This is a genomic window from Rosettibacter sp. KY25, assembly GCF_057554405.1.
On record NZ_BAAJAO010000004.1, the window covers coordinates 80,479 to 91,652 of the forward strand.

Here is an 11,174-nt window from a genome sequence, read left to right on the forward strand (position 1 = left end):
GAGGGGGCAACTTGGAAAAACATGAATTATTAGAATCAATCTCCAATCTTGTTAATACACAAGCTTCAGAATTTTCTGAAACAATTGCAAAAATTGATTCTGCAATTGAAAAATCTGATTATGAACTATCTAAAAATTTATTAAAAGCCATAAGCAAAAAAAATTTATTCTTTTTTAATGAACTTGGAAGATATATAAATACATTTATCAAAGATATAGACCAAATGTTATTGGAGTGCGAAAATATAAAACTGGAAAAATTAAGATATGAGAAACTCTATGTAACAGGATTGATTTTTCAATCAGAAAGAGAAATGATTTCATTAATGGAAAGAGCTATTGAGATTCTTATCAAGGAACTCGATGCAGACAAAGGTTTTATTGTGCTTGTTGATGATAAACAAAATATTACAAAACTAGTAACAAAAAATATGGATGAGACAAATGAAAGTTATGCTAAAGATTTGAGCATATCTATAATTCAAAAAACATTGCAGGATTTAATGCCACTTAAAGTAAATGACATTAAAAATGAAGATGAATTCTCTAAAAGTCATAGTATTGTTCGATTGGGACTAACATCTGTTATGTGTGTACCTTTAATTTCTGGTGGAAATATTTATGGGGCAGTTTATGTAGACAGAAGAAAAGAAAAAAATCCATTTAGTGAAGCTGACTTAACTTTTTTAATTTCTTTTGCTAAGCAAGTAGTTAAAGGTATACAAATTTCAAGTGAAATTTTAGAACTCGAAGAAAAATTAGAAGATAAACCAAGAATTGAGTTTGAAAAACTCAAACAAGAATTCAAATGCGATGAAATTATAGGTAAAAATCTAAAACTAATTAATGTATTAAAATTAGCAGCAAAGGTTTCAAGTTCTGATGCTTCAATTTTGATATTGGGAGAAAATGGAACAGGTAAAGAAATCCTTGCAAGAGCAATACACAACAATAGTCCAAGAAGAAATAAACCTTTTATTGCAATAAATTGTGGTGCAATACCTGCTGAGCTATTGGAATCAGAATTATTTGGATACGAATCGGGAGCGTTCACAGGTGCTACTAAAACAAAACCAGGAAAATTAGAATTAGCTGAAGGTGGTACAATATTTTTAGATGAAATTGCAGAAATGAGTGTGAACCTTCAAGCTAAATTATTAAGAGTAATTCAAACAAAGGAAATAGAAAGATTAGGCGGAATCGAATCTAAGAAAATTGATGTTAGATTTATTTCGGCAACAAACAAGGACTTAAAGAAATTAATAGCCGAGGCGCTCTTTCGCGAAGATTTGTATTATCGACTAAAAGTAGTAGAAATAAAATTACCACCTCTAAGGGATAGAAAAGAAGATATAGAAGAACTTGTGAAATATTTTATTGAAAAATATAAAGGGAATAAAAGTAACATTTTAATTACAGACGAAGCTATAAGCATTTTAGAAAATTATAACTGGCCTGGAAATATTAGAGAATTAGAAAATGTGGTTCAAAGAGCAATTATTTTGTCTGATTCGAATGTTATTCAAAAAAAAGATTTACCACAAGAAATAGTCGATGAATATTGTGATTCTAATTGCGAAAAATCATTAGCAGAGGCTGAGGATGAATTCCGAAGATATTATATAACAAAAATTTTGAGAAGAACTGGTTCCAAAACAGAAGCAGCAAAAATTCTTAATGTAAGCAGAAGCCATCTTCATAAATTGATCTCAAATCTTGGAATTATTGATTAACATAAGCTTCTTATAAATATGTAATAATTATCTCACAAGCTTTTCAGTTGATTAGTTGCATTTATGCAACAATCAATTATTCACTTCTAATTTGGACACACTTTTTCAAATTTTTTAATGGCATAAGCTTTGACTCAAAATTATGCCATCAAAAAAAAAAATCAGGAGTTAAACATGAAAGCATTTTTTAAAGTAACTTTTTTAGTTTTATTTCTTTTTGCAACTATCAATTTTGCACAAGGTTATAACAAAGAAGCTAAAACAATTAACATTGGCGCAGGCATTGGTCTTGCAGGTATATCGGGAGATGCTACAATTCCACCATTGAGTGTAGGAATTCAATATGGATTGACAGATAAAATATCAATTGGTGGTATTGTTGGTTATGCAGGATCATCTTATAAGTTTGGATTAATTACCTCATCATACGAGTGGAAGTATAATTATATTATAGTTGGTGCAAGAGGTGAATATCATTTTATGAAACCTGAGGATAAATTAGATTTATATTCAGGTGTTACATTGGGTTACAATATTGTTAATGTTTCTGAACCAAACAATCTTCCTGCTTATGGATTAGGATATTCTGCAACATCTAGTTATTTATTATATGGAGGACATGCTGGAGTTCGATATGCTTTTAGTAATGGATTTGGCTTATTTGCAGAAGCTGGTTATGGTATTGGTTATATAACAGGAGGGATTTTTCTAAGAATGTAATTTGTGTATAAGGTGCCTTTGTTACAGGGCACCTTTTTTTGTTTGAATTAATATCAACAAAACTTCGGATTAATTACATGAATAAGAGTATTCTCGTTGTAGAACCAAATACTCTATTACTGAAAAAATTAAGAGAGATTCTTTCAAGAGAAGGTTTTGATGTAATCACAGTTACTAATATTGAAATGGTAGTTAATATTTGTAATAAAATTAATATAGAATACATATTAGCAAAACCCGAGTTATTAAGTATTAATAATATATCACATAAGGAGGAGAAAGATGTTAACAAAAATAACTAGACTTTTATTACTCATGATTTTGGTTTTGAATTTTTCATCATGCAAAAATGAAGATAATCCCACTGAACCAAATCAGCAGTCAAATACAACTAATCCTACTGGACAACCAATACCTAATTTTGCTAATCAGCAAGATGTTAATGGAGTAATGGCTGCGGTAAGATATTCACAAATATCATTAGTTGGATTTCCGGCTGTTGAAACAGATATTGCTTTTGCAATGTTTGGGAATGGAATTGATGCAGGAAGTGTAAGTGTTAACGGAACTTCATTGGGAAAAATTAATCAGGGTGGAAAAATTTTATACATGGTACCAGATCCGTCGAATCCAATGCAATTTTTGAGTTTAAGCTGGAATGGTTCAAATCATAGCTGGAATGTTTCCGGAGGTAATGGAATTCCATCTTTAACTGGCAGCGTAAAAAGTCCAAATGATTTTAGTATTATACAACCATCAGCAAATTCAGCTGTCAGTAAAGCAAATGGTATTCAAATTAAATGGTCGAATACATCTTCAACTTCAAAAATTTTAGTGCAGATTACTGGTGTCAATAGCAGTCAATCAAAATTTTATGAAGAATTATCAGATAATGGCAGCTACACAATTCCAACCTCAGATTTATCTTCATTCAATGGTGATTGTATGCTCTTTGTAGTAAGATATACATATAACTATACAACTTCTGGCGGTAAAAAATATTATTTTGTTTCTGAAATTGTTAAAAGCGTTAATATAAAGGTTAATTAAATTATATTGTAATTCAGATATTTATATTATCAGAAGGAGGGGAATTTTACACCTCTCCTTTTTTATGTCTTAGAATTTTCTTCATGTATAATTAATTTTTTCTCTCAGAGGTAAAAAAGTTTACTAAATAAATAAGGGAAAATATTTGATTCAGTAAAATAAATTTGACCCAGAAATAATTTAATATATCGGTATTAATGGACCTTCCTATTATCCTAATCCATTTTATAAAAGCACAGAATTAGTTTCAACTGTCATATCGTAAATGATAAATAAATTTTATTTACTCTGGAATTTAGTTACAACTATTGTGAATAAGAATAAAGAAGCTGTGTAATATGAAGTCGAATTAAATGGGAAATATCTTACATGCGGAATTACCCTCGGGGAAAATTTTTAAACATGAAGAAAGAGACTATTGTAATAAAGAAATTGCGATAATGTAAAAATGCAATTACAAAAATGGATTTAGAAAAATTTATTAAAAATAACTAGGAAAGATTTACTTAGTATTGTAAAGCAATAAGAGCAAAGAGATATAATATAAGTCATTGAAATAACTACGACTCCCTTGCAGCAAATTTTGCTGCAATCATATCACGATGACTGAGCTTTAGGTTATTTGAAATTATTCTGATTAAATGTTCTTCATATTTATTCAAAACATTATCAGCATAAATCAATTTCCATAAGTTTTTTACAAGTTCGAATTTTTCATCATCATTAAAATGATTATTAATTACATCTGTGAATTCATATAAACTTACACTCTTGATAATTCTTTCTTCAGAAATATCAACAAGTTCTTCAATCTGTACTTCATTTAGATTAAACATCTTTTTTAATGTTTTTTTGAAAAGTATAAATTCTTCTTTCGAAAAATGATTATCAGATTTTGCTACTTCCAGAAAGAGAGCAGCTGTAGCAATTTGAATTTTCTTTTGCTGATTCTCTGAATCGTTTGTCTCATTATCATTGAAAATTTTTTTGATAAACGATACCATTTAATACCCTAAAAATTTTTTAGTTCATTAAAAATATAATTTTAAAAATCAATCTTTTCTTTAAAAATGATTTTTTTATTTTGCAATTAAGTTTACAATAAAACAATTGAATAATTTTTCTGCTTATTACAAAAGTTATTGCTTGATATAAATTTATTTATTATGTTGTAACAACTCTTCCTTATTGAAAATTCACAAATAATATTAGCCAAATTAAACAGGCGTATTTTATTAATAGATTAAAAAGATTGGAGTTGTAAATGAAAATTAATCGTCTCTTTACAACAGCAGGCAAAGACCCATTAGAGTCCATCGAGTTTGTTAAAAGAACATCAGAAATCAAAAATCCTGATGGCTCAATAGTTTTTAGAATGGACGAAGTTATTGTCCCAAAAGATTGGTCTCAGGTTGCTACAGATATAATCGCACAAAAATATTTTCGCAAAGCTGGAGTTCCCAAACTTCTTAAAAAAGTAAAAGAAGATGGTGTACCAAAATGGCTTCAACCATCAACTGCAGATAGCAAACTTGAAGAACTACCAGAAAAAGATAGATATACTTCGGAAACAGATGCCCGACAAGTTTTCCATCGGATGGCTGGAACATGGACATATTGGGGATGGAAAGCAAATTATTTTGATACAGAAGAAGATGCAAAAGCATTTTATGATGAATTAATGTTTATGCTTGCTAAGCAATATGCAGCACCAAATTCACCTCAATGGTTTAATACTGGCTTGAACTGGGCATATGGAATTAATGGACCTGCACAAGGGCATTATTATGTTGATTTTAAGACTGGTGAATTAAAAAAATCTGAAGATGCATATACACATCCGCAACCTCATGCATGTTTTATTCAGTCAATCAAAGATGACCTTGTGAATGAAGGCGGCATAATGGATTTATGGGTTAGAGAAGCTCGTCTGTTTAAGTATGGGTCGGGCACCGGAACAAACTTTTCTGATATTCGTGGTGCAAATGAACCTTTAAGTGGAGGTGGTAAATCTTCAGGATTAATGTCATTTTTGAAAATTGGAGATAGGTCTGCAGGTGCAATTAAATCTGGCGGAACAACACGCCGTGCAGCAAAAATGGTTACACTTGATATCGACCATCCAGATATTGAAGAATATATTAACTGGAAAGTTGTTGAAGAACAAAAAGTAGCGGCATTGGTGGCTGGTTCAAAAATTTGTAATTATCATCTTAACAACATCATGAAAGCTTGCTATGATGAACATCCAGAGAATGATAGATTTAATAAAAAAACTAATCTAAAACTTCGTAAAGCTGTAATTGAAGCTCGCAAAGCACATGTTCCAGAAAATTACATTGATAGAGTTATTAAACTTGCAAAGATGGGATTTAAGTCAATTCATTTTCCTGTTTATGATACTGATTGGAATTCCGAAGCTTATGCAACTGTTTCTGGACAAAATTCAAATAACTCTGTTCGTGTTTCTAATGAGTTCATGCAGGCAGTTTTGAATGATGGAGATTGGAAGTTATACTGGAGGACAGAAAAGAAGAAAGCTGAACAGGAAGGAAGAGAACCAAAACCATTCAAAATTTTAAAAGCAAGAGATTTGTGGGACCAAATTGCATATGCAGCCTGGTCGTGTGCAGACCCTGGCTTGCAATTCGATACTACAATCAATGAGTGGCATACATGTCCAAACAGTGGCAAAATTAGAGCTTCAAATCCATGCAGCGAGTATATGTTTCTTGATGACACTGCTTGCAATCTGGCATCACTTAATCTTGTAAAATTTTATGATGATGAAAAAGGAGTTTTTGATATAAAAGCTTATCGTCATGCTGTAAGATTGTGGACAATTGTTCTTGAAATAAGCGTGCTTATGGCTCAATATCCAAGCAAAGAAATTGCACAGAGAAGTTATGAATTTAGAACACTTGGGCTTGGTTATGCAAATCTTGGTTCGTTATTAATGCGTCAAGGAATTCCATATGACAGCAAAGAAGCTTTTGCAATTTGTGGAGCTCTTACGGCAATAATGCACATGCATGCTTATGCTACTTCTGCTGAAATGGCAAAAGAACTTGGTGCTTTCCCAAAATATGAAGAAAATAAAGATGCAATGCTTCGAGTAATTAGAAATCATAGAAGAGCTGCTTATAATGTTCCGAACAAAGAATATGAAGGCTTATCAATTTATCCAATGGGAATAAATCCAGAATTTTGTCCTTCTGATTTACTAGAAGCTGCACGCGAAGATGCTGATTTGGCTTTAGAACTCGGTGAAAAATATGGATATCGTAATGCACAAGTTACCGTGATTGCTCCTACTGGTACAATTGGACTTGTAATGGATTGCGACACAACAGGAATTGAACCAGATTATGCACTTGTAAAATTCAAAAAATTGGCAGGAGGTGGTTATTTCAAAATAATTAATCAATCAATACCACCAGCATTGAAAAAATTAGGTTACAATGAAGACCAGATTCGTGAAATTGTAAAATATGCAAAAGGTTCAGGAACACTTGTCGGCTGTCCTTATATCAATCATGAATCTCTAAAAGCAAAAGGATTTACAGATGAAATAATTAATAAAATAGAATCAGTTCTTCCTACAGTATTTGATTTGAGTTTTGCATTTAATAAATACACCATCGGAGAAAAATTCTTAAAGAATAATCTTGGCTTTACTGATGAACAAATCAACGATTTTAGTTTTGACCTTTTGACAGAACTTGGCTTTACAAAAGAAGAAATTGCTGTTGCTAATGATTATGTTTGCGGCACTATGACAGTTGAAGGAGCTCCTTTTCTCAAACATGAACATTATCCAGTTTTTGATTGTGCAAACAAATGCGGCAAGAAAGGAACAAGATTTATAAGTTACGAAGCACATATCTACATGATGGCAGCTGCTCAGCCTTTTATATCAGGCGCAATCTCAAAGACAATTAATCTTCCAAGTTCAGCTGAAATTGATGATATTAAAAATGCATACATGCTTTCATGGAAATTAGGATGCAAAGCAAATGCACTCTACCGTGATGGTTCTAAACTTTCTCAACCATTAAATACAATTACTGAAGAAGAAGCAGAAGAAATTCTTGAGAAGAAAGAAGAAAACGACATAGTAAAAATTGCTGAAAAAATTATTCATCGATACATTGCCAAGAGAAGAAGATTGCCTGATAGAAGAACTGGCTACACTCAAAAGGTTAAAATAAATGGTCAATCAGTTTATTTAAGAACAGGCGAATATGAAAACGGGCAATTAGGCGAAATATTTATTGATATGCATAAAGAAGGTGCAGCTTTTAGAAGCCTGCTTAACTGTTTTGCTATTGCCATTTCTCTCGGTTTGCAGCATGGTGTTCCTCTCGAAGAATTTGTAGATGCATTTGTATTTACAAGATTCGAACCGAGCGGAATTGTTACTGGACATAAGAGAATCAAAATGGCAACATCTGTGATTGATTATATCTTCAGAGAACTTGCTGTAACTTATCTTGGAAGGAACGACCTTGCACATGTTGACGAGGAAGAAGTTACAAGTAAAAGTAATTCAAGCAGCGGTGAGTATCGTTCATTAGTTGAAGGAGAAATTATTGGAGAAGAAGTTGTAAGTGAAAGAATGATTGAACTTGATAATAAAACTAATGATAATAAAAATGGAAACAGCATCAGAGAAAAAGTTAAATTAATAACAGCAAACGATCCAGTATTGAAAGCAAGAGAAAGAGGCTACACCGGCGATATTTGTCCAGAATGCCAAAGCATGACAATGGTAAGAAATGGAACCTGTCTAAAATGCATGACCTGCGGTGCTACCACAGGCTGCAGTTAAAAATAATTTTTACACTTACAAAAAAATAGAGGGGCTTGTTAGCCCCTTTTTTATAATTATATTAACTAATTAAATTCATTGACTTTTAGAATCAAAACGGATACTTTTTTAACCTTAAAATTTGTATATGATTAAAAAAATCTAAATGATAGCTGATAACATTAAAAGAATTGAAGAAAAAATTCTGAACAAGTGTATTTCAATCGGAAGAGATAGAAGTGAAATTACATTAATTGGAGTTACCAAAACACAACCAGTTGAAATAATTAAGCAGGCAATTGAATCAGGTTTGAAAGATATTGGAGAAAATAAAGCTCAGGAATTAAAAGATAAATATGAAAAATTATCAAATGGAGTTCGTTGGCATTTTATTGGACATCTTCAAACAAATAAAGTTAAGTATGTAATCAAAGCAGCAGATTTTATTCATTCTGTAGATTCAATCAAACTTGCTGAAGAAATTAATAAAAAAGCTTTACAGATTAATAAAAAACAAAATGTTCTTTTGGAAATTAAAACTTCGGACGAAGCTACTAAGTATGGTTTGATAAATGAAAAAGATATTTTTGAGACTGCTCAATATTGTTTTGAAGCATCAAATCTAAATTTAATTGGTTTGATGACTATTGCTCCATTTACTGATGATGCTGACTTGATTAGAAAATCATTTATTCAACTTAGAAAGTTGAAAGAAAAATTGAATTATGCAGGATTTAATTTGACTGAACTATCAATGGGCATGACAAATGATTTTGAAATTGCCATTGAAGAAGGCTCGACAATGCTGAGAATTGGAACAGCAATTTTTGGTGAAAGAATTAAAAATTAAGGGGAGTAAAAATGAAATTTACCCCGTTTGGAATTAAGAATCAGGAGTTTAACAAATCTGTCCGCGGCTACGACCGCGATGAAGTCAAAGCTTTTCTTGAAAAACTTGCCGATGAATTTGAACGTCTTCAAAATGAAAATGAAAAATTATTAAAAGAACTTGAAGAAAAAGAAGAACAGCTTAAAGAATTCAAAAAGATTGAAAAAAATTTACAGAATGCTTTGTTAAGTGCAACCGAATCTACCACTAAAGCAATTGATTCTGCAAAAAAACAATCTGCATTAATTTTGAAAGAAGCAGAAATTAAAGCATCTCAAATTGTAGAGAAAGCCAAAGAAAATGCAAGTGCAATTCGTGATTCCGTTGTTAAATTAAGAGAAGAAAAAAAATTACTTGTGTCAAAAATTAAAGCAATGATTGAAACACAATCGAACTTGCTTGAATTAGGTGCACAAACACGAGAACCTGAAATTAAAAAGAAAGAAAAGATTACAGAAGAAAAAGAAAATCAAACAGAAATAAATGTAGATGATATATTGGAGAAATTACTATGAGTAAATTAATCAACATGATTAATGAAACACTCGAAGTAATTCGAAAAAGAACAACAAAGAATTATGAGATTGGCATAATTCTCGGCACAGGTCTTGGCGGCTTGGTTAAAGAAATCGAAATTGAACATCAAATTGATTATGCAGATTTACCTCACTTTCCAATTTCAACTGTTGAATCTCATCATGGCAAATTAATTTTTGGGAAAATTTCCGGAAAAGATGTTGTTGCCATGCAGGGTAGATTTCATTACTACGAAGGATACACAATGCAACAAATTACATATCCTGTTCGTGTGATGAAATTTCTTGGTGTTAAAACTTTGATAGTTTCTAATGCATGCGGTGGTATGAATCCTCTTTTTAGAAGAGGTGATATTATGATTATGGTCGACCACATAAATTTACTTGGCGATAATCCATTAATTGGAAAAAATGAAGATGAACTTGGACCAAGATTCCCAGATATGAGCGAGCCATATAGTCTTGAATTAATTAAACTCGCTGAAGAAGCAGCTCTCGAAAATAAAATTAAAGTTCAGAAAGGAGTTTATGTTGCTGTTCCAGGACCAAATTTAGAGACAAAAGCAGAATACAGATTTTTAAGAGCAATTGGAGCTGATGTAGTTGGAATGTCAACGGTTCCTGAAAATATCGTGGCTAATCACATGGGAATGAAAGTCCTCGGCTTAAGCATAATTACAGATGAATGTTTTCCAGAAGCCTTAAAACCAGCCAAACTGGAAGATATTATTGCTGCTGCAAACGAAGCAGAACCCAAAATGACATTAATTATGAAAGAGGTAATTAAAAAATTATGAAAGAAAAAAAAACAATTTATTATGCTACCGCCGTATTGCTTGCTTTGATTATTTTTGCATCTAATTTTTTGAGCACTGATATATTTCAAGCTGGGTATCAAAATTTTGCAGTCTGGTTTGTTCTTTCAATTTTTGCTTTTGCCTGTGGATGGTTGATAAATAAAACACTTGGTTACAACCATGGCGGGAAAGTAATATTTGCTGTTATTGTCTCTACTGCATTCTTAACCGTGATTTTAATTTCATTTTTTAGTGAATATTTTGGCTTGAGCAATTTACTTGTAGAAAATATGATTTTATATATACTTCGAAATATAGCTCTTGGTGCAATGGGATTATTTGGAATGGTTGTATGTGAACTTCTTATAATGCAAAAAGAAAGCAACGCAGGAAAAACAAAATTAGATGAAATAAAAAAAATACTAACTTCAGCTCAAAGAGAAGCACAAATTATTGTTGAAGAAGCAAGATTAAAAGCAGATAAGATTCTTTATGATGCTCAAAAAGCTGCAGACGATATTCTGGAAAAGAAAAAATATATTGAAACACAACTAAAAGAATTTATTGCTGCAGAAAAAGAATTAATAAAAAAATACGAATCTGAAGAAGAATAATTATTAACAATCTAAATACAGAGAA

The 11,174-nt window shown here is 31.3% G+C and carries 10 protein-coding genes; 9 read left to right on the top strand and 1 reads right to left on the bottom strand.

All coding sequences use genetic code 11. From position 1 onward, the window contains the following. Window positions 1-11: 11 nt before the first annotated feature. The 4 genes from AC27L2_RS03805 (at window position 12) to AC27L2_RS03820 (ending at window position 3,503) form a co-directional block, all read left to right on the top strand. Entirely contained in the window at window positions 12-1,733 is a 1,722-nt protein-coding gene (locus AC27L2_RS03805; RefSeq protein ID WP_487210352.1) for a sigma-54 interaction domain-containing protein, read from the top strand. Window positions 1,734-1,907: 174 nt separating this feature from the next. Continuing rightward, window positions 1,908-2,453 carry a hypothetical protein gene (locus AC27L2_RS03810; RefSeq protein ID WP_487210353.1) on the top strand — a complete coding sequence of 182 codons (546 nt, stop codon included), beginning with the start codon at window positions 1,908-1,910 and terminating at the stop codon, window positions 2,451-2,453. Between the two features lie 77 nt (window positions 2,454-2,530). Further along, the gene (locus tag AC27L2_RS03815; protein WP_487210354.1) at window positions 2,531-2,755 is read left to right on the top strand and encodes a PleD family two-component system response regulator; all 225 of its coding nucleotides are present in this window, start codon (window positions 2,531-2,533) and stop codon (window positions 2,753-2,755) included. Continuing rightward, the gene (locus AC27L2_RS03820) at window positions 2,736-3,503 is read left to right on the top strand and encodes a hypothetical protein (RefSeq protein ID WP_487210355.1); all 768 of its coding nucleotides are present in this window, start codon (window positions 2,736-2,738) and stop codon (window positions 3,501-3,503) included. The genes AC27L2_RS03815 and AC27L2_RS03820 overlap by 20 nt, the downstream gene beginning before the upstream one ends. Before the next feature lie 560 nt (window positions 3,504-4,063). On the opposite strand, the gene AC27L2_RS03825 is transcribed toward AC27L2_RS03820, so the two are convergent. Then, on the bottom strand, window positions 4,064-4,507 hold the full coding sequence (locus tag AC27L2_RS03825) for a tellurite resistance TerB family protein (protein ID WP_487210356.1): 444 nt from the start codon (window positions 4,505-4,507) through the stop codon (window positions 4,064-4,066). Between the two features lie 260 nt (window positions 4,508-4,767). On the opposite strand from AC27L2_RS03825, the gene AC27L2_RS03830 reads away from it, so the two are divergent. From AC27L2_RS03830 to AC27L2_RS03850, 5 genes are all read left to right on the top strand, one after another. Continuing rightward, window positions 4,768-8,334 (top strand): vitamin B12-dependent ribonucleotide reductase, encoded by a 3,567-nt coding sequence (locus AC27L2_RS03830; protein WP_487210357.1) that lies wholly within the window; start codon window positions 4,768-4,770, stop codon window positions 8,332-8,334. A gap of 145 nt (window positions 8,335-8,479) precedes the next feature. Continuing rightward, entirely contained in the window at window positions 8,480-9,163 is a 684-nt protein-coding gene (locus tag AC27L2_RS03835) for a YggS family pyridoxal phosphate-dependent enzyme (RefSeq protein ID WP_487210358.1), read from the top strand. Window positions 9,164-9,174: 11 nt separating this feature from the next. Further along, a complete protein-coding gene (locus AC27L2_RS03840; RefSeq protein WP_487210359.1) occupies window positions 9,175-9,717 on the top strand; it encodes a DivIVA domain-containing protein in 543 nt (180 codons plus the stop codon). Then, window positions 9,714-10,535 carry a purine-nucleoside phosphorylase gene (locus AC27L2_RS03845; protein ID WP_487210360.1) on the top strand — a complete coding sequence of 274 codons (822 nt, stop codon included), beginning with the start codon at window positions 9,714-9,716 and terminating at the stop codon, window positions 10,533-10,535. The genes AC27L2_RS03840 and AC27L2_RS03845 overlap by 4 nt, the downstream gene beginning before the upstream one ends. Further along, complete coding sequence (locus AC27L2_RS03850; RefSeq protein WP_487210361.1) at window positions 10,532-11,149, top strand: hypothetical protein; 618 nt, start codon at window positions 10,532-10,534, stop codon at window positions 11,147-11,149. Before AC27L2_RS03845 ends, AC27L2_RS03850 begins: the two co-directional genes overlap by 4 nt. Window positions 11,150-11,174: the final 25 nt, after the last annotated feature.

What these genes read in the sequence shown, in the direction of transcription:
- AC27L2_RS03820 (WP_487210355.1), top strand. Translation starts at nt 2,736, where the DNA reads ATGTTAACAAAAATAACTAGACTTTTATTACTCATGATTTTGGTTTTG.
- AC27L2_RS03815 (WP_487210354.1), top strand. Translation starts at nt 2,531, where the DNA reads ATGAATAAGAGTATTCTCGTTGTAGAACCAAATACTCTATTACTGAAA.
- AC27L2_RS03830 (WP_487210357.1), top strand. Translation starts at nt 4,768, where the DNA reads ATGAAAATTAATCGTCTCTTTACAACAGCAGGCAAAGACCCATTAGAG.
- AC27L2_RS03810 (WP_487210353.1), top strand. Translation starts at nt 1,908, where the DNA reads ATGAAAGCATTTTTTAAAGTAACTTTTTTAGTTTTATTTCTTTTTGCA.
- AC27L2_RS03840 (WP_487210359.1), top strand. Translation starts at nt 9,175, where the DNA reads ATGAAATTTACCCCGTTTGGAATTAAGAATCAGGAGTTTAACAAATCT.
- AC27L2_RS03850 (WP_487210361.1), top strand. Translation starts at nt 10,532, where the DNA reads ATGAAAGAAAAAAAAACAATTTATTATGCTACCGCCGTATTGCTTGCT.
- AC27L2_RS03845 (WP_487210360.1), top strand. Translation starts at nt 9,714, where the DNA reads ATGAGTAAATTAATCAACATGATTAATGAAACACTCGAAGTAATTCGA.
- AC27L2_RS03835 (WP_487210358.1), top strand. Translation starts at nt 8,480, where the DNA reads ATGATAGCTGATAACATTAAAAGAATTGAAGAAAAAATTCTGAACAAG.
- AC27L2_RS03825 (WP_487210356.1), bottom strand. Translation starts at nt 4,507, where the DNA reads ATGGTATCGTTTATCAAAAAAATTTTCAATGATAATGAGACAAACGAT.